The sequence below is a fragment of the Cytobacillus sp. QJM3NY_8 genome, from assembly GCF_056173585.1.
Genome location: NZ_CM149681.1, coordinates 1,967,543 through 1,991,825, shown reverse-complemented (window position 1 = coordinate 1,991,825; position 24,283 = coordinate 1,967,543). Strand labels below are relative to the sequence as shown.

The following is a 24,283-nucleotide window of genomic DNA, read 5'->3' as shown; positions in this document are numbered from 1 at the left end:
TTTAATGTGTCATTCTTATAACATTTAGGAACTTGCTTCTTCCGAAGGCTTGCCCTGCAGCACAGCTCTTGGCTTGCTGCCTTCATATGGACCGACAATGCCCCTTGCTTCCATTTCATCAATCAGCCTTGCAGCTCTGGTATAGCCGATCCTGAATCTCCTTTGAAGCATGGAAACAGAAGCAGTCTGCATTTCCAGAATCAATTCAACAGCTTCTTCATAAAGATCATCATCCACTTCTCCTGACGCTTCAGGGATATCCTCTGGAATCATCTCTTCTTGATATTGTGCCTTCTGCTGACCGATGACGAAATCCACGATCTCTTCTACTTCTTCATCAGACAGGAAGGCACCCTGTACACGGACTGGCTTGGAAGCACCTACAGGCAGGAAAAGCATATCTCCTCTTCCCAGAAGTTTTTCAGCACCGCCCATATCTAAAATGGTTCTGGAATCCGTCATGGATGAAACGGCAAATGCAATCCTTGATGGTATATTCGCTTTGATCACACCTGTGATAACATCTACTGACGGACGCTGGGTTGCGATGATTAAATGGATGCCCGCTGCCCTTGCCATTTGAGCAAGGCGCGTGATGGCATCTTCGACATCGGAAGACGCTACCATCATTAAATCTGCAAGCTCGTCCACTATAACTACAATGTACGGCAGAAGGGGCTGCTGTGCTTCCTCTTCGGCATTATGCTTTTTTACATACTCATTGTAGCCTTCGATATTTCTTGTCCCAGTATGGGAGAAAAGCTCATAGCGCCTTTCCATCTCATTGACGACTTTTTGCAGCGCCTGAGCTGCTTTTTTCGGATTTGTCACTACCGGCGCCAGCAAATGCGGCACCCCGTTATATACATTCAATTCCACCATTTTTGGATCGATCATCATTAATTTTACTTCATGCGGTTTTGCCCTCATCAAAATGCTGGTAATGATTCCGTTAATGCACACACTCTTCCCGCTTCCTGTTGCACCGGCAACAAGAAGATGGGGCATTTTGTTGAGTTCTGCAAGGACAGCCTCTCCGGTAATATCACGGCCAAGCCCGATTAATAGCTTCGAGTCCGGTTTGTCATTTTGCTTGGATTCAATAACTTCCCTAAGAGAAACCATGGCTACTTCAGAGTTAGGAACTTCTATTCCTATGGCGGATTTTCCGGGAATTGGTGCTTCTATCCGGATATCCTTGGCTGCCAGTGCCAGTGCCAAATCATCATTCAGACTAACGATTTTGCTTACCTTTACCCCAACATCGGGATGAACCTCATATTTTGTAACAGCGGGTCCTAAATGAACCTGTGTCACTCTCGCTTTTACCCCAAAACTCTGAAATGTTCTTTCGAGCTTAGCAGCATTCGCATGGATAAGCTCATACTCACCACTTTGATCCGTCTGCCTTGGCAATTTCAATAGTCTGATTGGCGGCAGCTCATAGTCTTTGTTTTCCACTTCAGTAAACGTAATTGGCGGCGCATTCTCATCCTCCGGTTCAGTCTCTGCTGCTTCCTGAACCTGATTAGAAGCCGCTTCCTGAGGATCCTCCTGATAAGCTCTTTCGGCAAAGCTTGAAATAATCGGTTCTGGCGCCGGTTCAGCAGTATTATTGATGGTAATAACAGTCTCTGGTTCTTCTTCGTGCTGGAGAGCCTGCTGTTCCTCTTCTCTTCTTGACTGTCTTTCTTCTCGTCTTGCTCTGCTATTTTGTTTCCATTCTTTCATATCATCTATAAAAGCAGCCCATTGTTTTTTACAGAAATTCAGCATTGCGGCCATCATTTTTCCGGCAGCATCTCCGAACGTTTTTCCTGTAATGAGAACGAAACCGATAATAATTAATAAAAAGGCCACAATCTTTGAACCTGCTTCATCAAAAAGATAATAAAACAGTGCGAAAAAAATTGCCCCCAGCATTCCGCCGCCTAAATCGGTTGTGCTTGTTTCTCCCCGGACCTCCATCCGGAATAGTTCCCATGTATTGGCTATCACACTTGGATCATCAAACTTCCCGCCATTTGAGAGAAGCTGAAATAATGTGACATGGCTTAACAGCAGCAGGGAGCTGATAATGAGATAAATGCCAATTAATTTTGTGTGGAATAGATAGGGAAGAGATCTCTTCCACATCAGGTAACCTGAAAATATGACTAATCCTATCAGGCTGAGCATGTACCATTCTCCCATAAAGAAACGGAAAAAAAGCACGGTTGCTTTGCCGGCCGCTCCCAGTTTAGCAATTGATATTACAGCAAGTGCCAGTATGATCAGCGCAATAAGTTCAAATTTCATTGTCCGTTTCAGTGTTTCGCTCTTTTTAGATTTTCTTTTCTTTCTTTTGGCCATTTTATCACCTTATCATTGTTCTTATTAACAGCATCATCAAAAATCCATTATGTAATACATCATGTCTGCTATGAAAGAAGAAGCAGCCATTTTTTGGCTGCTTCTAAAGTTACTTTTATTATATCATATCAATTCTTAATTAAGTTGTTTTTTGAATGTATTTCTCAGCTTAACTGCGTCAAGGTGATCATGGACCCGGGAGTATATCTTTCATCCATATAATGGGTGGGGTCGCTGCTCATGATTCTTAAGATTCGGCATTCCTGTCCTGCGTTCATTTCAACTAAGAGCGGGATTCCTTCATAAGACACAATTTTCTGTTTGCCAAAATCATCCTGCTCATTTTGGTAAATGAGCTCTTGGGGCATCATTGTATAAAGGATCATTGAACCATCACTTCTTCTTTAGGTTTATTCATATCTATCAGCTCATTCAGCTTTGCCAGCGCAGGCCCTACCCCGCCAACTTCATCAATCAGGCCATATTCAACAGCATCCCTGCCGACCACGTTTGTCCCAATATCCCTGGTTAGGTTGCCTTTATCAAACATCAGGTCTTTAAATTTCTGTTCGGAAATATTTGAATGCTTTGTTACAAAATTAATGACCCGATCCTGCATTTTATCCATATACTCAAAAGTTTGCGGCACACCGATTACCAGGCCTGTCAGTCTGATAGGGTGGATGGTCATCGTAGCCGTCTCTGCAATAAATGAATAATCGCATGAAACAGCAATAGGCACACCAATGGAATGGCCTCCTCCAAGGACAATGGAGACGGTTGGCTTTGATAAAGATGCCAGCATTTCTGATATTGCCAGTCCGGCTTCCACATCACCGCCTACTGTATTCAAAATGACCAAAAGACCTTCTATCTTTGGGTTTTGCTCAATCGCTACAATTTGAGGAATTAAGTGTTCATATTTTGTTGTTTTATTTTGCGGCGGCAGCTGAAGATGTCCTTCTACTTGTCCGACAATGGTCAGGCAATGAATTTTGGAATCCTGAGACAGCTGAGGCACATTCGTTTGTCCAAGCTGCTGAATCTTCTCCATAAGAGCAGATGGTTTATCCTCTTTTGGCTGTTCTTGCCCTTCCCCGCCCTCATTGCGGTTATTTTTCATATCGTTTTCCATCCTTATTTCTCCCTTCAAGCAATATATTGTTAGTATGAACGCGGGATTCTTTTTCATGCGTTTTATTGCTGAAGACAGAAGGCAAAAAACACAGTCTGGAATTGAATTCCAGGCTGTGTTTTATTTGTTATCCCTCCATCAGAATTGGAAGGATCATTGGTCTGCGTTTTGTTTTTTCATACAGATACTGATTCAGGCTGTCACGCATATCCTGCTTAATGCCGGACCAGTCAAAGGATTCTCTGGCAAGGTTTTGCTCTACCGCTTCCTTTACTATTTTTACAGCTTCCTCCAGAAGCTTTTCTGATTCCCTGACATATACAAAACCTCTTGTAATGATTTCAGGGCCAGCTGATATTTTCTTTTCCTTTTTATTAAGAGTGACCACCACTAATAAGATTCCATCCTGCGAAAGCAGCTTTCGATCCCTTAATACGATATTTCCGACGTCGCCGACACCGATTCCATCAATCAGCACATTTCCTGAAGGGATTTTTCCTCCGGGAACGATTACACCATCTTTAATTTCTGCTACATCGCCTTTATCAGGGATGAAAATTTGTCCGCTTGATATTCCGCAGTCCCTGGCAATTTTAGCATGCGCTTTCAGCATACGGTATTCCCCATGAACTGGAATGAAGAATTTCGGACTCATCAGATTAATCATAAATTTAAGTTCTTCCTGGCTGCCATGGCTGGAGGTATTAAAAGTTCCCTTTCCAGGGATGACTTCAGCACCAGCTCTAAACAGCATATCAATCGTTTTAAAAATTAATACCTCTGTTCCCCTTAATGGAGATGCGGCCAGTAAAACGGTATCATCCTTCTTGATATTCACCTGTCTATGAGACTGCTTCGCCATTTTTTGAAGGGCTTCAATCGGCTCCCCCTGATTACCTGTGGTAAGAACAACGATCTGGTCATCACTGTATTTGCTGATTTCAGCGACAGGTATTATCACATCTTCTCCGACCTGCAAGTATCCAAGCTGCATGGCAATATCAAAGATCTTTTGCAGACTTCTCCCGACCACTGCCACTTTTCTGCCCGTTTCCATGGCCGCATCAAAAATATGCTGTATGCGGATTAAGTCAGAAGCAAAGGAAGCTGCAATGACTCTCCCCTTAGCAGCATAGAATGCAGCTGTCATCTCTCTGGCCACTTTCGATTCTGAGTTGGTGTACCCCGGCTTTTCTGCTTCTGTACTGTCAGATAGCAGGCAAAGAACCCCCTCTTCCCCTAAGCGCGCCATTTTGCCGATTTCAGGTTTGTATAAGGCAGTCGCTGCCTGATCAAATTTGAAGTCTCCTGTATATACAATCGCACCTTCGGAAGTATGGATAGCCACTCCGACACTATCCGGTATGCTATGGCCAGTCCTGAAAAAAGTTACATCTGCCGAATCAAATTCAACCTTGGTATCTGAATTTATTTCAATAAACTTTGCTTTGCCTCTGTATTCCTGTTCCTTCATTTTGGCTTTGGCCAGCGCCAGAGTCAGCTTTGTCCCATAAACAGGAACATTGACCTTTGTCAGCACATAAGACAGGCCGCCAATATGATCCTCATGCCCATGTGTCAGAAAAATTCCTTTCACTCTTTCCTTGTTTTGAACTAAATATGTAATATCCGGTATCACGATGTCAATTCCGAGCATTTCATTTTCAGGGAACATTAATCCGGCATCGATTACATATATGTCCTCGTCCACCTCTGCCAAATACATATTCTTCCCAAGTTCTCCGACTCCTCCGAGTGCTGCTAGCTTGATGCTTTCATTCTGTCTCTTTTTCAATGTACGTATCCTCCCATGCATGTTCAGCCGATCAAGATCAGTTATCCATATTATACTTGAAGTCATAAAACCATGACAACCAAATTTATACATAGGGCTTAATAGGGCGGGCAAGATACTTTTGCCTTCTCATAAACTTAAAGAGTTTCATTGTAGAAAAATGTTGGCTCTGGTTTAGGGTACTTGGAAGACCCATGACGACCATTTCCACTTTCAGCTTTTGATTTTGGGCTTCATGCGGGCTCCATGGCCATTCATCTCAAGGCATTATATTTCTGGTTTCATGGAAGCTCGAAAGACGGCTTATTAACAAAAATAAAAACCAACCAGCAAAACACTGGTTGGCAAGCACGGAATTATTTAAATAGGGCAGCAACTGCGCTGCGTTCCTGTTCTGTTAACGGAACCATAGGAAGACGGACGGATCCGACATCCAGCCCTCTAAGCTGCAGCGCTGTTTTTACAGGCACTGGGCTTGGGGCAGCAAAAAGGCCTTCCATGATCGGAAGAATTTTCTGATGGATTTTTGCAGCCTTTTCATTTTCACCATTCAAGTAAGCTGTGATCATTTCCTGCATTTCATTGCCAATCACATGGGAAGCCACAGACACGATTCCAGTTCCCCCAATTGCCATGCATGGAAGAGTAAGCCCGTCATCACCGCTATAAAGCATAAAGTCCTCATCCGTATTGGCAATGATTTTTGCCATAGCATTCAGATCTCCGCTTGCTTCTTTAACTGCCGCAATGTTTGGAATTTCCGAAAGGCGGATGATCGTTTCAGGCAGAATATTGACCGAAGAGCGTCCAGGAATATTGTAAACCATTACTGGGAGGCTCGTGTTTTCTGCAATTGCCTTGAAATGCTGATAAAGCCCTTCCTGATTTGGCTTATTGTAATAAGGTGCAACGATCATGATGGCATCTACACCAATTTGCTCTGCTTTTTTCGTTAATTCAATGGATTCGTACGTATTATTGCTCCCAGTACCTGCAATTACAGGCACACGTTTGTCAGCCACTTTCACTGCGTGTTTGAATAATGCCAGCTTTTCCTCTTTGGTCAATGTTGGCGACTCGCCGGTAGTTCCGGCAATAACCAATGAATCTGTACCGTTTTCAATAAGATGATTGATAAGCTGTGTTGTTTTAGGGAAATCAATATGTCCCTTATGATCGAATGGCGTTACCATTGCTGTTGATACTCGGCCAAATAGAACCATGTTTACACTCCTTGCAGATGTTTAAAAGACCGGAAGAAACGGGCGGATCTGCCGAATAGGATGCAAATCCGTCGTTAACCGCTGAAGGGCTTTCTTCCCCTTTTTAAACATGATATTTTTCTAAGATTAAATGTCTGTTCTCTCATATTCTGCCAAATCTTCTTCCAGGCGAAAAGCATCGTGCAATGCATTAACAGACTTTATCAAATCTGCCTGCTTCACCAGAACCCATATTGTTGTATGGCTGTCTGCAGATTGCAAGATGCGAATTCCCTGCTCGGACAATGCTGTCACGATTCGTGAAGCCACACCAGGAACACCCTGCATTCCTGCACCGACAACCGAAACCTTTGCGCACTCTCTTTCAACCAGTGGATCGTGACCCAGGCCCTTTAGAATACTAATCGCTTTATCAGTCATTTCTTCCGTAACCGTGTAGTTGACGCCATTTGGATATATATTGATAAAGTCGACGCTGATCCCCTGGTTTGCCATCGCTTTAAAGACCTCAGACTGAAGATCATATTGATCTTTCTTCGCAAGAACCTTTATTTGAGTCACATTGGATACGTGGGCAATTCCTGTTACGGAGCGCTCTTTAATATCTGTCCCACGCCTGTTCTTATTCAAAGTTGTGACAAGTGTTCCGAGACTATCGGAGTATGTTGAGCGGATTCTGATCGGAATCTTGGCCTGCATGGCAATTTCGACAGCACGAGGGTGAATAACCTTAGCACCCTGATACGCCATATTGCAGACTTCTGTATAAGTGACAACTGATAATGGGCGTGCATTTTCGGCTATGCGCGGATCAGCAGTCATGATGCCTTCCACATCAGTAAAGATATCAATCCACTCGGCATTTAGGGCTGCGCCAAGAGCCGCTGCGGAGGTATCACTGCCGCCCCTTCCGATCGTTGTGACATCACCGGTTTTAGAAGAACCCTGAAAACCTGCAACGACGATGACATCTTGATTCTCAAGCTCTTTCAATAGTCTGTCGCACTTCATATCGATAATTTTTGCATTTGTATGATCATTATTTGTTCTAAATCCTGCCTGTGCCCCTGTTAAAGCTGCTGCTGTGATTCCATGTTCATTCAGCATGTTTGAAAAAACGACACTTGAGATGACTTCACCGCAGGATAAAAGCAGATCCGTTTCGCGTTTGCTGATCTTGCTGTTATTGCCTTCTACAAGCGAAAGCAGTGTGTCTGTTGCATAAGGATCGCCTTTTCGGCCCATCGCTGAAACAACAACAACAACCTTATATCCGTCAGCCAGCGCTTTTTTTATATGCTTAAGCGCATGTTCGCGGCTATTTTCATCGCGAACTGATGTGCCTCCATATTTTTGAACGATGATATTCATTAAAACACCTCTAACCTCTCAACATGAAGAGAATACGTTAACTATTTCACTATTCCAAGTTTAATTAAGCTTTCGGCGATCTGCACGGAATTCCATGCAGCCCCTTTAAGAAGATTATCAGAAACCACCCACATATGGAAGCCTTTATCCTCATCCAAATCTTTGCGGATACGGCCGACAAACACATCATTTTTACCGACACAATCAGCAGGCATTGGGTAAATCTGATTATCCGGATCATCCTGCAGGACAACACCTGGTGCACTTTCAAGAAGGCTCTTTATTTCATTTGCAGCAACGCCGTCTGTATCCACTTCAAAATAAAGGGACTCTGAGTGTCCGGTTGCCACCGGGAGACGCACACATGTAGCAGCCACTTGCAGCTCTGGCATATGCATGATTTTCTTTGTCTCATTGATCATTTTCATTTCTTCAAAAGTGTAGCCATTATCCTGAAACTTATCAATTTGCGGAATCGCATTGAAAGCAATCTGATAGTGTTTTTTATCGCTCTTAACAGGAAGAATTGCAGGCTCATACTCTTCATTATTTATAATGGCTTTTGTCTGCTCATTCAGCTCTTGAACTGCAGCTGCTCCTGAACCTGAAACAGCCTGGTAAGTAGAAACAATCACTTTTTTCAAACCGTATTTTTCTTTAACCGGCTTTAGTGCTACAACCATTTGAATCGTAGAACAGTTTGGATTGGCGATAATGCCATTATGTGTATGAAGGTCGTCTTCATTTACTTCAGGTACGACAAGAGGCACATTTGGATCCATACGGAATGCACTTGTGTTGTCTACCACAATGGCACCATGTTCAACCGCATGTGGAGCAAGTTCCTTGGATACGCTTCCGCCGGCACTGAATAATGCGATGTCCACGCCTTTAAAGCTCTCTGGCTTTGCTTCCTGAACCGTATACTCCTGTCCATTGAATGTTACCTTCGAGCCTGCAGAACGGGCTGATGATAAAAGTGTTAATTCAGAGATTGGAAATTCTCTATTTTCAAGTGTTTGAATCATTTGCTGACCAACTGCACCAGTTGCTCCAACTACCGCGACATGAAATCCTTTTTTCTGTTCCAAATTTCTTTTCCCCTTCCAGTACCATTATATTTTTCTAGCAAAATTAGTTTTTTAGTGAAAAAGCAATATGCCCAAAATTCAATAGAACGGCAGCCAAATACAATTGGCAGCCGTTTTCCTGCCTGATTTTGAAGATGGCAGGCTTCCATTTATATTATCAGCATATTGTCATTACTCCAAGGTGTTAATATTAAATTAAACACAGCTTGGAGGTTGGTTATCTTAATAACCTTTATTCTAACATATTCGTTCACTAAAGGACTAAAAATTTTTGCTAGAAAAAATAGGGGGCTAACTTTCGTCTTTATATCTTTCCACTAAAACAGGCTGCAGCTGCTTGCCTTCCATGGCATGAATCACTGTGTCAGATAATGCTGTCATTCTTGCCACCATTGAATTTGGCTTCTTTACAGGATCGTCCTGGCCATATGGAATAAAATAAATATTTTTCGTAGCCATTAGTCTCATTAAGTTTACCCCGTTTAAACCCAATGCATCATTGGTGGATATTCCGAGCACAACTGGTTTGCCGTTTCTTAATGTTGCCTTTGCTGCCATCAGGACGGGCGAATCGGTCATGGCATTGGCAAATTTGCTCATGGTATTTCCAGTTAGCGGGGCAATCACCATACAATCCAGAGGTATCTTAGGTCCCAGCGGTTCCGCTTTCACAATTGAATCGATCACTTTATTTCCAGTCAGATCTTCAATTCTTTGAACCCAGTCTTCCCCTTTCCCGAATCTAGTCTCAGTGCTCTTTACCGTAAAGGTTACAACCGGAAGCACTTCAGCCCCTGCAAGAACGAGCCTTTCTATTTCCGGAAACACTGCATCGTATGTGCAATGTGATCCTGTTAAACCAAATCCGATTCTTTTTCCTTTCAAACTCATTTTGTATTCCCCTTTCTCTTTTGCAAATCTTCCATAACCAATTGAGAAAGAACATTCGCCAGTATCTGCCCCGCTGTTTTCGGAGCAACGATTCCAGGCAGGCCTGGTGCGAGCAGCGCTTTCACTCCCCGTTTTTCCGCATAGCGAAAATCGGTTCCTCCGGGCTTTGAAGCCAGGTCAATGATAAGCGTATGTGTAGGCATTTTCGAAATGACGGACGCTGTTACAACTAAATGAGGAGCAGTATTTATGCAAATATCAACATCTTTTACAGCATCTTCAATCTCTTTCAGGTTGAATGGGGTAAGACCCATTTCTGTTATCCGGGCAATGTGTTCACTTTTTCTCGCGCCTACCTTTACTTTTGCACCCAGTGCACGAAAGGTTCTTGCTACACTCATTCCAACTCTGCCAAGGCCGATTACGGCTATATTAGATCCATGAATGGTGAAATCAGTATGCTGGATCGCCATCATGATAGTTCCTTCTACTGTTGGAATTGAATTGTAAATGGCTACATCATCTCTTTCAAATAATTGAACAAGACGGCGGTCTGCCGACTTGGTAACTCCTGTTAAATACGAGTTGGTTATGCCGGAATAAACTGTACAGTGTGCTGGAGTCTGCGAGAGAATTTCCTCTTCAAGAGTCACCTTTTCATTGGAAAAAATTGTTTCAATCTGCCCCTCAAGGCCCGTGCCGGGAACAGGCAAAATAATCGCGTCTATATGGGAAAAATCCACTTCATCTATTTTTTCTTTTACCGCACCAGAGAACGCATGATCCAGCTGCTCAAATCCGATTAATGAGAGCTTTGCATCAAGCTCAGTCAGTTTCCGGATGATTTCGAGCTGCCTTGCATCACCGCCGATGACTGCTATTTGGGTTCCTGTCAGCATGCAACACTCACCTTCTTTTTTCTTTCTTTTTAAGAAAGCATTTATTTTTGAAGCCAATGACCGCATGACTCCTGGTAAAAAATATCCTCGCACCGGCATCGCCACTATACAACAGCTGCGGCACGAGACAGCAATTGCACAAGCAGATTTATCTTATACGAAATGTGGCGTTTTTTTGGCCGGCAATTCATCTAATAACCATAAGGGAATTGTTGTATTGAACTACTTCAACATCTTATGTATGAAGGGGGCAATAGGTGAGTTTTCCATTTAAAAGAAAATGGATCAGCGTGGAAAGAAATTTTTAGACATTAAGGAGATGAGATTCCAAAAAACAAAAAGGACCTAATCGGCCCTTCTTTCAAGATTATTCCTGCTGACCATCATTTTCCGGAATATCAATAATGATCATGTCATTGCCTATCTTTCTTATATGCTGCCATGATACCCGAATTTCGTCTCCTTGCCGCTTGAAGCCGAACCACTTTAATGAAGGAATGAGCAATGCCTGGATCTGTCCACTTTTTTCATTTATTTCAAGATCTGTCTGCCCAAGCACCCCAAGCCGTTCCGCACGCTTCACATCCACGATTTCCTTTCCGCTCAGCTCACTTAATCTCATCCTCTGCCCTCCTCTTTTCTCTTTCTCTATATTTTTATCGTTCTGGGAGAAGTTTTAGAAGTCCAAGACAAAAGAAAACAGCCTGCAGAATACAGGCTGTTTCTCTCATGTTGATTTCCGGTTTTGCAATCGGGACACAACAAACTTATTAAAGGTTTTTCGGAAGTTCTCCCTCCGGGCTGATTAAAGCCACAGAGTAATGCTCTGTGAAAATGGACTTCGCCATGTCATTCACGCCTTGCATGGAAACTGCATCGATTTCTTCTACAATTTCATCCATAGAACGATGGCGGCCCAGCAGCAGTTCGTTTTTGCCATTCCGGCTCATTCTGCTGTTTGTACTTTCAAGGCTAAGCATCAAGCTTCCTTTAAGCTGTTCTTTACTGTTATTCAGCTCTTTATCTGTGATGCCTTCTTTTTTAAGAGTGGCAAGAGTTTCCTGAATCGTATCAAACAGTACATCCAGCTGTTTAGCGCCTGTTCCGCCGTATAGCGTCACTATACCGCTATCCTGGAAGGCAGAATGATAAGAGAAAACAGAATATGCCAATCCTTTTTGTTCCCTGACATCCTGGAATAAGCGGCTGCTCATGCTTCCGCCCAAAATATTATTTAAAACAATCAGATTGTATATATCCTCATGCCCTACCTGCAGCCCCTCGAACCCCAAGCAAAGATGTGCCTGCTCGGTATCCTTTTTACGGGCAAGATGGTTTGAATGGAATTCTGGCTTCTGCTCTGAGCGTTCTCTATTTCCGCCTTCATAGGATCCAAAATATTTTTCTACTTCTTTGATGAAAGACTCATTGATATTTCCGGCAATGGAAATCACAACGTTTTCAGGTGTATAGGTTTCATGCATATACTGCTTTAATGTTTCACCATTAAACGTGGCTAGCGTTCCCTCAGTGCCAAGGATCGGATAGCCAAGAGAGTGGTTCTCATAGATTGCCTTACTCAAAAGATCATGTACAATATCATCAGGCGTGTCTTCATACATTTTGATTTCTTCATAAACAACATTCTTTTCTTTGTTCAGTTCCTCATCCACAAACGTGGAGTTAAAAAACATATCAGAAAGGACTTCAAGAGCAAAGTCAGAATGGGTATCGAGTACTTTTGCGTAATAACATGTATATTCTTTTGAGGTGAATGCGTTCACCTGGCCGCCAATGCTATCAAAGCTCTCGGCAATTTCCCGGGCTGATCTTGTTTTCGTTCCCTTAAAAAACATGTGCTCGAGGAAATGAGAGATTCCATTATTTTCGGGAATCTCGTTTCGTGAACCTGTTCCGATCCATACTCCGATCGCAACAGAACGGACGGTTGGAATGTTTTCTAGTACGACTCTTACTCCGTTTTGGCATGTATATTTCTTGATCAAGTAAATTCCTCCTGTTCTGAAACCCAAAGACATACGTCCATTAGTTTATATTATTATTGTTATTTTTTCCAAAATCCTGATTATTATTTTCCCGATTCTGGATTCTCTTCTCGCTTAACAATTCGGATACAGTTCCAATCTGAAGGTTCTTTTGCTTAAGCCCCGTAATAAGTCTATCGAGTGATTTTTCGGTGGAGTCAGTAGGGTGCATCAGAATCAGTGCTCCATTATGAACCTTTGATAACACCCTATTTATCAGCACATCCGGGGATGGCTTTTTCCAATCCACTGTATCAACAGTCCACATAACAGTGCCGAGGTTCTTCTCAGCAGCAATCTTCACTGTTTCATCTCTATAGCTGCCACTTGGAGGAGCAAACCATGTAATGGGCTTACTCAGTTTTTCATCCATCGTGGCTTCAATCACATCATTTGTCTTTTGGATTTCTTCCCTTGTTTTAGCAGAAGAGATCACCTTCATATCCGGATGAGTGTACGAGTGGTTGCCCACTTCATGTCCTGCATCCATAATCATTCTGGCAAGTTCCGGATTATTCTTTACCCATCTTCCTTCAAGAAAGAAACTTGCTGACACATTATGTTCCTTTAAAGTTGCCAGCATACCGGACAAATATTCATTTCCCCATGCCACATTGATAATGAAACTGACCATCGGTTTATCGGGATGGCCTTTATATACAGGTGACGGAGGGAGGTCCTTTAGCTTCACCTTCGGTTCAATCTGTTTAAATACAAGCTTATCTTCATTGAACCTCTTCTCTGATTTCATCTTTTTATAAGATGCCTCAACATCTACTTCAATTCCGTTAAGCCCTGGAATGGCTTTCCATACACGGTCTATTTTTGCATCCTGTGCAGGAATGCTGTATTCATCTTTTTTTGCTGTAATCTCTTCATAAAGTAAATCCTTAGACTTGGAAACAGGTACGGCTCCCGTCTCCTGTTTGAGGCCAGATACATACTGATCAGTAAAAGGATTATTGATAAAAGCAAGTGCCATAACAAACATGATGGCGATATGGATAAACTTTCTCATTCTTCATGCCTCCTTCAATTCATAGTATGATTCAAAGGGACAAGGTAGAACGGAAGCAAATTACAAAGGTATAGGGCAAACGCCCCCATGGATATTCGTATATGTAAAAAGCCAGGGTTTCCCCTGGCTTCTAGGAAATTCAGCCCAGCAAAATGCTTCTCTTCTAAATAGAGGTTAGTATTATTGCTGTGCTTTTTCCTTTTGCTCACGCTGTTCACGCAATACGGCTTTGCGGGAAAGGTTTACGCGGCCTTGCTTATCGATTTCAGTAACTTTTACGAGAAGTTCGTCACCGATGGATACAACATCTTCCACTTTTCCTACACGCTCTTCAGCAAGTTCAGAAATGTGAACCAAACCATCTTTACCGGAGAAGATTTCAACAAATGCACCGAATTTTTCAATTCGTTTCACCTTGCCAAGATACATTTGTCCAACTTCCACTTCACGTACGATATCTTCAATAATCTTCTTCGCTTTTTGATTCATCTCTTCATCTACAGATGAGATGAATACTGTGCCATCTTGTTCGATATCAATCTTAACGCCTGTTTCTTCAATGATCTTATTGATCTGCTTCCCGCTTGGCCCAATGACATCACGGATTTTATCAGGGTTAATTGACATCATCAGAATCTTAGGAGCATATTCAGACAGCTCTTTTCTTGGCTGCCCAATAGTGCTCAGCATGGAATCAAGAATCTGCATGCGGCCTTTTTTCGCCTGCTGCAATGCTTCCTCAAGAATCTCACGAGACAAACCTTCAATTTTAATATCCATTTGCAGGGCAGTAACACCCTTGGATGTACCCGCCACTTTGAAGTCCATGTCACCCAGGTGGTCTTCCATACCCTGAATGTCTGTCAGGATTGAATAATGCTCGCCTGATTTAATAAGACCCATTGCTATACCGGCAACTGGCGCTTTAATAGGCACACCTGCATCCATCATTGCCAATGTACTTGCACAAATACTTGCCTGTGATGTTGAACCATTGGACTCTAATACCTCTGATACTAGACGGATTGTATAAGGGAAATCCTTTTCAGATGGAATGATCGGCTCAAGAGCGCGTTCTCCAAGAGCTCCATGTCCGATTTCGCGGCGTCCTGGCCCTCTAATTGGCCCAGTTTCACCTACACTGAAGTTAGGGAAATTGTAGTGGTGCATGAATCTCTTTTCTTCTTCAATGCCCAGACCATCAAGAATCTGTACATCTCCAAGAGCTCCTAATGTACAAATGCTCAGAGCCTGAGTTTGTCCGCGTGTAAACAAACCGGAACCATGTGTGCGCGGCAGAAGGCCTACCTCTGATGATAGCGGGCGGATAACATCCAATCCGCGTCCATCCGGGCGAACTTTATCTTCTGTTATTAGACGCCTCACTTCAGCTTTAACAATTTTATCAAGAATCTGCCTGATTTGCTTCAGCTTGTCATCGTCTGCTTCTTCACCTTCATATTTAGCTGTAATTTGTTCTTTAACGGCTTTAATGGCAGCTTCTCGGGCATGCTTCTCCTGCACCTGGATAGCTTGAATCATATCTTTCTCACAGATGCCGCGTACTTCAGCCTCAAGGTCCTGATCAACCTGGTATAGAACAATTTCCATTTTCTCTTTGCCGATTTCAGACGCAATTTCTTCCTGGAAAGCAATAAGGCGTTTGATTTCCTCATGGCCAAACATAATCGCCTCAAGCATTGTTTCTTCAGGCACTTCATCTGCACCTGCTTCTACCATGTTAATTGCATCTTTTGTACCGGCTACAACCAGGCTGATATCGCTCTTTTCAGCCTGATCCACAGATGGATTAATGATGAATTCTCCATCGATGCGCCCTACGCTGACCCCTGCAATCGGTCCGCCGAATGGAATATCCGACACAGAAAGAGCTAATGATGACCCAAACATTGCAGCCATTTCAGATGAGCAGTTTTGATCCACACTCATCACCATGCTTACAACCTGTACATCATTTCTGAAACCGTCAGCGAATAATGGACGGATTGGCCTGTCAATCAAGCGGCTGGCCAAAATCGCTTTTTCACTTGGACGTCCCTCTCTCTTAATAAACCCGCCGGGAATCTTACCAACAGCATATAAACGTTCTTCATAGTTAACTGTCAGCGGAAAGAAATCCAGATTTTTCGGTTCTTTTGATGCTGTAGCAGTACTTAATACTACAGTATCGCCATAGCGCACTAAAACTGCACCGTTAGCCTGTTTTGCAAGCTGGCCAATCTCAACGGTCAATTTGCGCCCAGCCCACTCAAGGCTGTAGACATGTTTATCTTGTCCCATATTTGTACCCCTCTCTGCTTTCACTTAAGGACAGGCGTCTATTCTGCCTGGTCCGTTCAATTGTTATTTATCCTGCATTAGCTGCAGATAATCCTGCCATGACATCAGCATAGACTGATATCCTCTGCATTGCCAGCAGTCCAGTTTTATATAAAAGCATGAAATGCTCTTTAATCATAATAAAATTAGGCATCTTATAGTATGCACAATTTTTCCGTTTGCTAAAATAAGAATAACTTATGTATGTACATGATTAGGAACAAAATTCAAGTTTTTAAAGCTAATAAAAAAGCGGGAAAAAATCCCGCTTCTGTTGATTATCGACGTAAGCCAAGCTTATTAATTAACTCACGGTAACGAGCAACGTCTTTGTTGCGAAGGTAAGTTAATAGGTTACGGCGCTTACCAACCATTTTCAAAAGACCGCGACGTGAATGGTGGTCTTTCTTGTGAGTACGTAAATGGTCGTTCAAATTGTTGATTTCTTCAGTAAGGACAGCGATTTGAACTTCTGGAGATCCAGTGTCGCTTTCATGAGTTTTGAACTCATTGATTAGCTCATTTTTACGTTCTTTAGTGATTGCCATCCGGTTCACCTCCTAAATTTTCAATCCCCTGTTACTGAGCAAGCGTCGGTGACTCGACTTGCCAAGCAAAGGTTCATTTGGTACGTTACTTAGAATACAACTTTTTATGACAAAAAGCAAGGCTAAACCCTGTTTTTCTCAAAATATTGCTCAGTCTGCTGTTTATCCTTCGCAATTTGGGCGATTAATTCCTGAACGCCAGCAAATTTCCTTTCATTTCTAAGATGTTTATGCCATTCAACCGTAACTTTCCTGCCATAAATATCTGAAGAGAAATCAAAAATATGGACTTCAACCGATGGCCTGTCCCCCTTTTCCTTATTAAAGGTAGGTTTGTAGCCAACATTGCATACCCCTTCATACCAGCTGCCATCTACTAAGAATCTCACAGCATATACACCTGGCGGTGGGATGATACAGTCATCCGAAACATCCACGTTCGCAGTAGGAAAGCCGATTGTACGGCCCCTCTTATCGCCATGGATAACGGTACCTGATGTTTTATAATATCTTCCTAAAAGGTCGGGAAGCTCAGCTGTTTTCCCTTCCCGGATGTATTTCCTTATAAGCGTAGAGCTGATTTTTTCGTCTTCTTTTGCAAGCTTTGCAACGACCGAATAATCAAATTGATCCCTTGAATGGAACAATAGTGTTTCCATTGTACCGCGCCCCATTCTCCCATAGGAATAATCAAAGCCTGCTACAACATGCTTTGCATTAAGACCAATCAGGTATTGATCAACAAACTCCTGCGGCAGGAGATTTGCAAACTCCCATGTAAAATTGATGATAAACAAATAATCTATGCCCAAATCAGCCATGATAGCAATTTTATCCTCAAGAGGCGTAATATACTCCACATGCTGAACGCTTTTCCCCAAGACAACCGATGGATGCGGGTCAAATGTCATAACAGCACTTTTTAATCCTTTTTGTTCCGCTATTGATTTTGCTTCACGGATGACTTTCTGGTGACCCAGATGAACACCATCAAAATATCCAAGTGCTATTGCCATTTCAGGCAATACGGTTCTATCCATTCGATGGGGATGATTTATATGAATAACTTCCATATTATTGATTCACCTTTTTCTACAGAGCCTGGACCTATAAAAATGCACAGCTTTTTAACGAGTGCTTATTGATCATTTCTTAACACCTTTACTGGCTTCATCATCCCAGGTTTGCGCGGATGATGCTCATAGATAGCCAGCACGAGGCCTGCCTCTGTTTCCACTGCAATTGGCCCTTTAGTGTTATGCAAATGATCAGGGATAGTTAATACAGCCCCATTTTTTACTTTCTCTGCTACTTTATCACTTATTTGAAATTTCGGCAAATGAGAAAGCGCGGCTTCCATAGGACGAAGAACCTCGTCCATTGTCCCCTTCTCCACTCTTTCTTCTATTTCTTCAAAAGTCAGGCAATCATCAAGTGTCAATGAGGCAGACTGGATTCTGACCAGCTCAGACATATGAGCAGGGTATCCCAGTTCACTTCCAATCATGACAGCAAGAGTACGTATATATGTTCCTTTGCTGCAGGCTACACGGAAACGGAAGGTAATATTCTCACCCTCAAACATTTTTCTGCCATCGAGCAGTTCGATAGAGTAAATAGTAACTTTCCTGGACGGTCGTTCTACTTCTATTCCCTGTCTTGCATATTCATAGAGGCGTTTCCCATTCACTTTTACTGCTGAAAACATAGGAGGTGTCTGAGTAATTTCCCCGGTCAGACTTTGAAGTGCATCCATTATTTGATTTCTGGCAATAGGTGCTGTAACATCTTTTCTCTCCACGACTTCTCCTGATGCATCTTCTGTTGTCGTAGAAAAGCCTATTGTGACTTCTCCCTCATATGACTTTCCAGCATCTGTTATGTATTCAGCCACCTTTGTTGCCCTCCCAAGGCAGATTGGGAGTACACCAGTTACGTCTGGATCGAGTGTGCCAGTGTGGCCGATTTTTTTCATCCGCAAAATCTTCCGAAGCTTAAAGACACAATCATGGGATGTCATTCCTTTAGGTTTAAAAAGCGGCAAAATTCCTTCCATATCATGTACCACCTTGTCTTGTAATTAGAAAAAAATGGATAGACAAAATGTCTATCCATTCCATTATTCTTCTTCATTGGAGCGATCCTCATCTTTGGAACGGCCTTCGTCCTGAATTTGATGGAGCAATGATTCTATACGGTTTCCGTAGTCGATTGATTCATCAAATTCGAAAAGAATTTCCGGCGTTTTTCTCAGCCGGATTCGCTGGCCAATTTCAGATCGGATAAAGCCTTTTGCTTTAGCCAGACCCCGAAGCGTATTTTCCCTTTGTTCCTCATCACCCAGAACTGAGATAAATACGGTTGCCTGCTGGAGATCCCCAGTAACTTGAACATCGGTGACTGTTACAAATCCAACCCGCGGGTCCTTTATTTTCCTGCCGATGATTTCGCCCAGTTCTTTTTTCATTTGTTCTCCAACTCGATTTGCTCTAAGGCTCATTCTATATCACCTCTTCTTAAAGCCACTCTAAATCTGTAATTGTCCGTTCTATTTCCGGGAACGAATCAATCATCTTAAGCGCATTTTGCAGCTCGTGTTCCGTTGAAACCTGGGTGGACGAAACGGCCACAATGGCAATTTTTGTCCGCTGCCATAGGTCCTGATAGTCCACCTCAGATACAGATACATTGTATCTTTGCTTCAGCCGGGTGAGAATCCGCTGCAAAACAGCCCGTTTCTCTTTCAAAGAATGTGTGTCATAAATGATACATTCACAGGCTGCAAGCCCAATTATCATTAACGTTCCACTTCTTCCATAATATATGCTTCGATAACGTCGCCTTCTTTAACGTCATTGAAGTTTTTGATGGTAATACCGCATTCATAGCCTTGAGCTACTTCTTTAGCGTCATCTTTGAATCGCTTAAGAGCATCAACTTCCCCTTCAAAAATAACAACTCCATCGCGGATTAAGCGGACACCGCTGTCACGAGTGATTTTTCCGTCTGTGACATACGAACCTGCAATGGTACCGATTTTTGAAACTTTGAATGTCTGGCGTACTTCGGCCTGGCCGATGATTTTTTCTTCGAACTCAGGGTCAAGCATACCCTGCATCGCCAGTTCAATTTCCTCAATTACTTTGTAGATGATGCGGTGCAGACGGATATCCACATCTTCAGCTTCTGCTGCACGTTTTGCATTATTGTCAGGACGTACATTAAATCCGATGACAATAGCATTGAAAGCTGCAGCTAAAGTGATGTCAGACTCATTAATGGCACCGACACCTGTATGAAGGATACGAACATTAACACCCTCTACATCTATTTTATGAAGCGCAGCAGTTAATGCTTCCGCTGAACCTTGAACATCCGCTTTAACAACGATGTTTAAGTCTTTCATTTCCCCTTGTTTCATATGTTCAAACAAGTTATCAAGACTTACGCGTGTTTTTTCGTTTCTTTGGGCCTGTAATGCCTGCTGGGCACGAGCTTCACCAATCTGGCGGGCTGTCTTTTCATCATCAAGTACAGCAAAGCGGTCACCAGCTTGAGGAACATCGTTAAGACCTGTAATTTCAACAGGTGTTGAAGGTCCGGCAGTTTTCACCCGGCGGCCAAGATCATTAACCATTGCACGGACACGTCCAAATGTGTTGCCGACAACGATTGGATCTCCTACTTTCAATGTACCGTTTTGCACAAGCAGAGTCGCAACTGAACCGCGTCCTTTGTCAAGCTGTGCTTCGATAACTGTACCAACGGCATTGCGGTCAGGATTAGCCTTGTATTCTTCCACTTCACCTACAAGAAGAATCATTTCAAGCAGTTCATCAATTCCATCGCCTTTTATAGCAGAGATTGGAACAAAAATTGTGTCTCCGCCCCATGCCTCAGGAACTAGGTTATGTTCAGTCAGTTCCTGCATGACACGGTCAGGATTTGCTGCTTCCTTATCCATTTTGTTAACAGCCACAATGATTGGCACTTCTGCTGCTTTTGCATGGTTGATTGCTTCAACCGTTTGCGGCATAACACCATCATCTGCTGCAACAACGAGAATTGTAATATCGGTAATTTTCGCACCGCGGGCACGCATAGTCGTAAACGCTGCGTGTCCAGGAGTATCAAGGAAGGTTATCTTTTTGCCGTTCTCTTCAACTTGATAAGCTCCGATATGCTGTGTGATCCCGCCAGCTTCTCCCGCTGTTACTTTCGTGTTGCGGATGGAGTCTAGCAATGTTGTTTTACCATGGTCAACGTGTCCCATGATGGTTACAACAGATGGACGTTCCACTAGTTCGGCATTTTCATCTTCTGTGAAGTATACTTCAAGATCGGTTGTATCAACCAGCACCTCTTCTTCTACTTCTACACCATATTCACCTGCAATCAGCTCAATGGCATCTTTGTCAAGATCCTGGTTAATGGTTGCCATAACACCCAGCATGAATAACTTTTTAATGATTTCAGAAGGTTCGCGGTGAAGCTTCTTTGCCAGTTCCGCTACAGTCAGTGATTCGCTGAAAGTAATTTTTGAAGGAAGCTCCTTCACTTTTTTAGGAGCTGGGGCCACAAAAGTCTGCTGCTGTTTGCCTTTGTTGTTTTTATTCTTATTGTTGTTTCGGTTATTGTTTCGGTTGTTGTTATTGTTGCTTCTATTGTTGTTATTATTGTTTCTATTGTTGTTGTTATTGCCCCGGTTATTGCTGGACTGACTGCCCTGCCCCTGGTTTCTGTTTTCACCTGGTTTATTCTGGGGCTTGCCTTTAACAGCTGTTGAACTGGCAGCACTATTATTTGAAGCTGGTTTTTGATTCCCTTGCGGTTTTTGCTGGTTTTGAGGTTTGCTCTGTTTTTGAGACTGGCTGTCATTCTTGATAAAGATGCCGTCAAGTTTCTGGACTGCAGCCGGCTCAATCGTAGTCATATGATTGGAAACCTCAATATTCATGTCTTTTAATTTTGTAATAACATCCTTGCTTGAAATGTTATGTTTTTTCGCATATTCATATACGCGCATTTTACTCATACTTTCACCCCCGCTAGTATTAATCGAGCAACGTTAACAGCTTTTTTGCAAATCCGGCATCTAACACTGCCACAACAACGCGGGCTTCCTTCCCTATAGCCTTACCAAGCATTTCCCGGTTTTGAATCAGCTTATAAGGAACCCCGAATGATTTACATTTATCTGTAACTTTTTTTGCCGTATTTGCGGATGCATCTGCAGACAGCAAAACAAGCTTTGCTTTGCCATTTCTGATCTCTTTAACAGCAAGCTCTTCTCCCGAAGTAATTTTCCGTGCCCGATTGGCTAAGCCAAGCAATGACATCCATTGATTTGAGTTCATTTGGATTGCCGTTTCTCCTTCTCTATTAACTCCAAGAGTTCTTCATAGATAGCATCATCTATGGAAACTTCTAAATGATTGGCTAAGATATTCTTTTTCTTTGCTAATAAAACTGCTTCCTTTTCTTTGGAAAGATAAGCCCCGCGCCCTGATTTTTTTCCGGTCGGGTCTACAGATACTTCCCCTTCTTTGGAGCGAACGATGCGAACGAGTTCTTTTTTCGGCCTCATTTCACCGGTAGCGACACATTTTCGCAAAGGAACTTTTTTACGATTGTTCACGATCATTCACCTCTTCCCTATTCTTTTCCCTCTAAAAGATTATCCTGAAAATCGAAGTCTGCATCATTTTCGTAGTCTTCGTTTTCGTAACCATCATTATCAAAGTTCAACAGTGTTTCATCCCGCGGATAAATTCCGGCTTCACGGGCATCTGTTTCTGATTTGATATCAATTTTCCAGCCTGTAAGCTTGGCTGCAAGTCTTGCATTCTGGCCGCGCTTTCCGATTGCCAGGGATAGCTGATAATCCGGGACTACAACTGTTGTTGCTTTGTCATCTTCATTTACGATTACGTCAAGCACCTTTGAAGGACTAAGTGCATTTGCAACGAAAACTACCGGATCTGAAGACCACTTTACAATATCAATTTTTTCGCCCTTAAGCTCATTTACTACCGCCTGTACACGTGTTCCCTTAGGGCCTACACATGAACCTACCGGATCTACTTCTTCATTGTCTGAATGTACGGAGATCTTAGAACGGTCCCCTGCTTCACGCGCAACAGATTTGATTTCAACAGTTCCATCATAAATTTCTGGAACTTCAATTTCAAATAATCTCTTCAGCAGACCAGGATGCGTTCTGCTAACAAAGATTTGTGGTCCTTTTGTTGTCTTTTCTACTTTTGTAATAAAGACTTTAATGCGGTCATGGGGCTGATAACGCTCATTTGGCATTTGTTCGTTCGCCGGAAGGATTGCTTCAATCTTTCCAAGGCTCACATAGATGAACTTAGGATCTGTACGCTGAACAATTCCCGTCATGATATCTTCTTCACGGTCGATAAATTCAGAATAAATGATGCCTCTCTCCGCTTCACGGACACGCTGTGTAACAACCTGTTTGGCCGTTTGGGCAGCAATGCGCCCAAAGTCCTTAGGAGTTACTTCCATTTCGACGACATCTTCCACCTGGTAGTTCGGGTTGATCTTTTGAGCATCTTCAACTGAAATTTCAAGACGCGGATCAAATACTTCATCCACTACCTCTTTGCGTGCAAAGACTCTCATCGTTCCGTTTCCTAGGTTTAAATCAATGCGCACATTCTGTGCCTGGTTAAAGTTTCTGCGGTAGGCTGACACCAATGCAGCTTCAATTGCTTCGATAATCACATCGCGAGAAATGCCTTTTTCTTTCTCAAGCAATGTCAGAGCATCCAAAAGTTCACTGCTCATGAGATTTATATCCCCCTTTATTTCTCTTATAAAAATGATCAACTCTAAAGTAGCAATTTGCTTTAATTAATAAGACAAGTAAGTATTGGTTTTTGAACGTCAATAACTGTCTAGCGCAAGCTGCCTACCCCCTCGAGGTGAGGCCCCAGGATGAGGGTCATGCAGACGTTGCCACAGGACACGGCGCTCTTAGTCTGCGTTCCTTCGTGGGCAAGACGCTTCCGCTTTTCTTAATAAGCAAGCCCGCAATCAGCCGTCATTAGAAAACAACGGCTAAACGGGCATTCGCTACCTTCTCATAAGGAATTTCGATCCTTTTCTTCCTTGTTTTGATTGTCACTTCAACCGTAACGGTCTCCCCGTCAAATTGGGTTAATACACCTTCGAACGTCTTTTCTCCATCAATCGGCTCGTATGTTTTTATGAAAACATTCTTGCCAACTGCCTTAACAAAATCACTGTCTTTCTTTAGAGGGCGTTCAGCTCCCGGCGATGAAACTTCCAAGAAATAGTTGTAAGGAATCGGATCTTCAGCATCAAGCTTTTCACTAAGCCTTTCACTGACCGTTCCGCATTCCTCGATATCAACACCAGTTTCTTTATCAATAAATACGCGAAGGAACCAGTCTTTCCCTTCTTTTACATATTCAATGTCGACTAATTCTAAATTAAGTTCATCCACAATAGGGGTGACCAGTTGTTCCACCGTTTCAGTCACTTTGCTCATTCATTTCCCTCCTTTTTACTGGATTCTTAGCTCTT

Annotated in this window: 24 protein-coding genes; 1 reads left to right on the top strand and 23 read right to left on the bottom strand. The window is 42.8% G+C overall.

Annotation, left to right across the window (positions count from 1 at the left end; genetic code table 11):
* Nucleotides 1-24: 24 nt before the first annotated feature.
* From AC0VZ9_RS10365 to dpaA, 9 genes are all read right to left on the bottom strand, one after another.
* Nucleotides 25-2,352 (bottom strand): DNA translocase FtsK, encoded by a 2,328-nt coding sequence (locus AC0VZ9_RS10365; RefSeq protein WP_475397329.1) that lies wholly within the window; start codon nucleotides 2,350-2,352, stop codon nucleotides 25-27.
* Between the two features lie 164 nt (nucleotides 2,353-2,516).
* On the bottom strand, nucleotides 2,517-2,738 hold the full coding sequence (locus AC0VZ9_RS10360; protein ID WP_009330685.1) for a YlzJ-like family protein: 222 nt from the start codon (nucleotides 2,736-2,738) through the stop codon (nucleotides 2,517-2,519).
* Nucleotides 2,735-3,487 carry a ClpP family protease gene (locus AC0VZ9_RS10355; RefSeq protein WP_019381791.1) on the bottom strand — a complete coding sequence of 251 codons (753 nt, stop codon included), beginning with the start codon at nucleotides 3,485-3,487 and terminating at the stop codon, nucleotides 2,735-2,737. The genes AC0VZ9_RS10360 and AC0VZ9_RS10355 overlap by 4 nt, the downstream gene beginning before the upstream one ends.
* Before the next feature lie 127 nt (nucleotides 3,488-3,614).
* A complete protein-coding gene (locus AC0VZ9_RS10350) occupies nucleotides 3,615-5,282 on the bottom strand; it encodes a ribonuclease J (protein ID WP_019381790.1) in 1,668 nt (555 codons plus the stop codon).
* 356 nt (nucleotides 5,283-5,638) lie between these two features.
* Complete coding sequence (gene dapA, locus AC0VZ9_RS10345) at nucleotides 5,639-6,505, bottom strand: 4-hydroxy-tetrahydrodipicolinate synthase (protein ID WP_009330688.1); 867 nt, start codon at nucleotides 6,503-6,505, stop codon at nucleotides 5,639-5,641.
* A 126-nt stretch (nucleotides 6,506-6,631) separates the two neighbouring features.
* A complete protein-coding gene (dapG, locus tag AC0VZ9_RS10340) occupies nucleotides 6,632-7,876 on the bottom strand; it encodes an aspartate kinase (protein WP_009330689.1) in 1,245 nt (414 codons plus the stop codon).
* Between the two features lie 41 nt (nucleotides 7,877-7,917).
* Nucleotides 7,918-8,967 (bottom strand): aspartate-semialdehyde dehydrogenase, encoded by a 1,050-nt coding sequence (gene asd, locus AC0VZ9_RS10335; RefSeq protein WP_217025413.1) that lies wholly within the window; start codon nucleotides 8,965-8,967, stop codon nucleotides 7,918-7,920.
* A 291-nt stretch (nucleotides 8,968-9,258) separates the two neighbouring features.
* Complete coding sequence (gene dpaB / locus AC0VZ9_RS10330) at nucleotides 9,259-9,858, bottom strand: dipicolinate synthase subunit B (protein ID WP_019381787.1); 600 nt, start codon at nucleotides 9,856-9,858, stop codon at nucleotides 9,259-9,261.
* The gene (gene dpaA, locus AC0VZ9_RS10325) at nucleotides 9,855-10,757 is read right to left on the bottom strand and encodes a dipicolinic acid synthetase subunit A (protein WP_475397328.1); all 903 of its coding nucleotides are present in this window, start codon (nucleotides 10,755-10,757) and stop codon (nucleotides 9,855-9,857) included. Before dpaA ends, dpaB begins: the two co-directional genes overlap by 4 nt.
* Between dpaA and AC0VZ9_RS10320 the strand changes: the two genes are divergently transcribed.
* The gene (locus AC0VZ9_RS10320) at nucleotides 10,729-11,031 is read left to right on the top strand and encodes a hypothetical protein (protein WP_157380159.1); all 303 of its coding nucleotides are present in this window, start codon (nucleotides 10,729-10,731) and stop codon (nucleotides 11,029-11,031) included. The two genes, dpaA and AC0VZ9_RS10320, sit on opposite strands and share 29 nt — an antisense overlap.
* A 93-nt stretch (nucleotides 11,032-11,124) precedes the next feature.
* Here the strand turns inward: AC0VZ9_RS10320 and AC0VZ9_RS10315 are convergent, their stop codons facing one another.
* The 14 genes from AC0VZ9_RS10315 to rimP form a co-directional block, all read right to left on the bottom strand.
* Nucleotides 11,125-11,379, bottom strand: a complete 255-nt coding sequence (locus AC0VZ9_RS10315) for a YlmC/YmxH family sporulation protein (RefSeq protein WP_009330694.1) — start codon at nucleotides 11,377-11,379, stop codon at nucleotides 11,125-11,127.
* A 148-nt stretch (nucleotides 11,380-11,527) separates the two neighbouring features.
* Nucleotides 11,528-12,763 (bottom strand): M16 family metallopeptidase, encoded by a 1,236-nt coding sequence (locus AC0VZ9_RS10310; RefSeq protein ID WP_009330695.1) that lies wholly within the window; start codon nucleotides 12,761-12,763, stop codon nucleotides 11,528-11,530.
* A gap of 40 nt (nucleotides 12,764-12,803) precedes the next feature.
* A complete protein-coding gene (locus AC0VZ9_RS10305; RefSeq protein WP_475397327.1) occupies nucleotides 12,804-13,820 on the bottom strand; it encodes a polysaccharide deacetylase family protein in 1,017 nt (338 codons plus the stop codon).
* A 180-nt stretch (nucleotides 13,821-14,000) separates the two neighbouring features.
* Entirely contained in the window at nucleotides 14,001-16,121 is a 2,121-nt protein-coding gene (gene pnp, locus AC0VZ9_RS10300) for a polyribonucleotide nucleotidyltransferase (RefSeq protein WP_009330697.1), read from the bottom strand.
* Between the two features lie 317 nt (nucleotides 16,122-16,438).
* Nucleotides 16,439-16,708, bottom strand: coding sequence for a 30S ribosomal protein S15 (rpsO, locus tag AC0VZ9_RS10295; protein WP_009330698.1), 270 nt, complete (start codon nucleotides 16,706-16,708; stop codon nucleotides 16,439-16,441).
* A gap of 122 nt (nucleotides 16,709-16,830) precedes the next feature.
* Nucleotides 16,831-17,781: a bifunctional riboflavin kinase/FAD synthetase gene (gene ribF, locus AC0VZ9_RS10290; protein WP_009330699.1), complete on the bottom strand. Its 951-nt coding sequence runs from the start codon at nucleotides 17,779-17,781 to the stop codon at nucleotides 16,831-16,833.
* A gap of 65 nt (nucleotides 17,782-17,846) precedes the next feature.
* Nucleotides 17,847-18,764, bottom strand: a complete 918-nt coding sequence (truB, locus tag AC0VZ9_RS10285; protein ID WP_009330700.1) for a tRNA pseudouridine(55) synthase TruB — start codon at nucleotides 18,762-18,764, stop codon at nucleotides 17,847-17,849.
* 63 nt (nucleotides 18,765-18,827) lie between these two features.
* Nucleotides 18,828-19,208: a 30S ribosome-binding factor RbfA gene (rbfA, locus tag AC0VZ9_RS10280; protein ID WP_009330701.1), complete on the bottom strand. Its 381-nt coding sequence runs from the start codon at nucleotides 19,206-19,208 to the stop codon at nucleotides 18,828-18,830.
* Nucleotides 19,209-19,224: 16 nt separating this feature from the next.
* Nucleotides 19,225-19,506: a DUF503 domain-containing protein gene (locus AC0VZ9_RS10275; protein WP_009330702.1), complete on the bottom strand. Its 282-nt coding sequence runs from the start codon at nucleotides 19,504-19,506 to the stop codon at nucleotides 19,225-19,227.
* A complete protein-coding gene (infB, locus tag AC0VZ9_RS10270) occupies nucleotides 19,506-21,743 on the bottom strand; it encodes a translation initiation factor IF-2 (protein WP_009330703.1) in 2,238 nt (745 codons plus the stop codon). The genes AC0VZ9_RS10275 and infB overlap by 1 nt, the downstream gene beginning before the upstream one ends.
* A 19-nt stretch (nucleotides 21,744-21,762) precedes the next feature.
* Nucleotides 21,763-22,065: a YlxQ family RNA-binding protein gene (locus tag AC0VZ9_RS10265; RefSeq protein ID WP_009330704.1), complete on the bottom strand. Its 303-nt coding sequence runs from the start codon at nucleotides 22,063-22,065 to the stop codon at nucleotides 21,763-21,765.
* Nucleotides 22,062-22,346: an RNase P modulator RnpM gene (rnpM, locus tag AC0VZ9_RS10260; RefSeq protein WP_009330705.1), complete on the bottom strand. Its 285-nt coding sequence runs from the start codon at nucleotides 22,344-22,346 to the stop codon at nucleotides 22,062-22,064. Before rnpM ends, AC0VZ9_RS10265 begins: the two co-directional genes overlap by 4 nt.
* 17 nt (nucleotides 22,347-22,363) lie before the next feature.
* Nucleotides 22,364-23,521: a transcription termination factor NusA gene (nusA, locus tag AC0VZ9_RS10255; protein WP_019381780.1), complete on the bottom strand. Its 1,158-nt coding sequence runs from the start codon at nucleotides 23,519-23,521 to the stop codon at nucleotides 22,364-22,366.
* Between the two features lie 259 nt (nucleotides 23,522-23,780).
* A complete protein-coding gene (gene rimP / locus AC0VZ9_RS10250) occupies nucleotides 23,781-24,248 on the bottom strand; it encodes a ribosome maturation factor RimP (RefSeq protein ID WP_009330707.1) in 468 nt (155 codons plus the stop codon).
* Nucleotides 24,249-24,283: the final 35 nt, after the last annotated feature.

Excerpts from the sequence above, each read along its gene's own strand:
- rbfA (WP_009330701.1), bottom strand. The coding sequence starts at position 19,208 with ATGAGCCTTAGAGCAAATCGAGTTGGAGAACAAATGAAAAAAGAACTG.
- ribF (WP_009330699.1), bottom strand. The coding sequence starts at position 17,781 with ATGGAAGTTATTCATATAAATCATCCCCATCGAATGGATAGAACCGTA.
- AC0VZ9_RS10265 (WP_009330704.1), bottom strand. The coding sequence starts at position 22,065 with ATGAACTCAAATCAATGGATGTCATTGCTTGGCTTAGCCAATCGGGCA.
- AC0VZ9_RS10365 (WP_475397329.1), bottom strand. The coding sequence starts at position 2,352 with ATGGCCAAAAGAAAGAAAAGAAAATCTAAAAAGAGCGAAACACTGAAA.
- dpaB (WP_019381787.1), bottom strand. The coding sequence starts at position 9,858 with ATGAGTTTGAAAGGAAAAAGAATCGGATTTGGTTTAACAGGATCACAT.
- AC0VZ9_RS10275 (WP_009330702.1), bottom strand. The coding sequence starts at position 19,506 with ATGATAATTGGGCTTGCAGCCTGTGAATGTATCATTTATGACACACAT.
- AC0VZ9_RS10305 (WP_475397327.1), bottom strand. The coding sequence starts at position 13,820 with ATGAGAAAGTTTATCCATATCGCCATCATGTTTGTTATGGCACTTGCT.
- nusA (WP_019381780.1), bottom strand. The coding sequence starts at position 23,521 with ATGAGCAGTGAACTTTTGGATGCTCTGACATTGCTTGAGAAAGAAAAA.
- infB (WP_009330703.1), bottom strand. The coding sequence starts at position 21,743 with ATGAGTAAAATGCGCGTATATGAATATGCGAAAAAACATAACATTTCA.
- AC0VZ9_RS10320 (WP_157380159.1), top strand. The coding sequence starts at position 10,729 with ATGACTGCTATTTGGGTTCCTGTCAGCATGCAACACTCACCTTCTTTT.
- AC0VZ9_RS10315 (WP_009330694.1), bottom strand. The coding sequence starts at position 11,379 with ATGAGATTAAGTGAGCTGAGCGGAAAGGAAATCGTGGATGTGAAGCGT.
- dapA (WP_009330688.1), bottom strand. The coding sequence starts at position 6,505 with ATGGTTCTATTTGGCCGAGTATCAACAGCAATGGTAACGCCATTCGAT.
- rimP (WP_009330707.1), bottom strand. The coding sequence starts at position 24,248 with ATGAGCAAAGTGACTGAAACGGTGGAACAACTGGTCACCCCTATTGTG.
- dapG (WP_009330689.1), bottom strand. The coding sequence starts at position 7,876 with ATGAATATCATCGTTCAAAAATATGGAGGCACATCAGTTCGCGATGAA.
- rpsO (WP_009330698.1), bottom strand. The coding sequence starts at position 16,708 with ATGGCAATCACTAAAGAACGTAAAAATGAGCTAATCAATGAGTTCAAA.
- dpaA (WP_475397328.1), bottom strand. The coding sequence starts at position 10,757 with ATGCTGACAGGAACCCAAATAGCAGTCATCGGCGGTGATGCAAGGCAG.
- AC0VZ9_RS10360 (WP_009330685.1), bottom strand. The coding sequence starts at position 2,738 with ATGATCCTTTATACAATGATGCCCCAAGAGCTCATTTACCAAAATGAG.
- truB (WP_009330700.1), bottom strand. The coding sequence starts at position 18,764 with ATGGAAGGAATTTTGCCGCTTTTTAAACCTAAAGGAATGACATCCCAT.
- pnp (WP_009330697.1), bottom strand. The coding sequence starts at position 16,121 with ATGGGACAAGATAAACATGTCTACAGCCTTGAGTGGGCTGGGCGCAAA.
- AC0VZ9_RS10355 (WP_019381791.1), bottom strand. The coding sequence starts at position 3,487 with ATGGAAAACGATATGAAAAATAACCGCAATGAGGGCGGGGAAGGGCAA.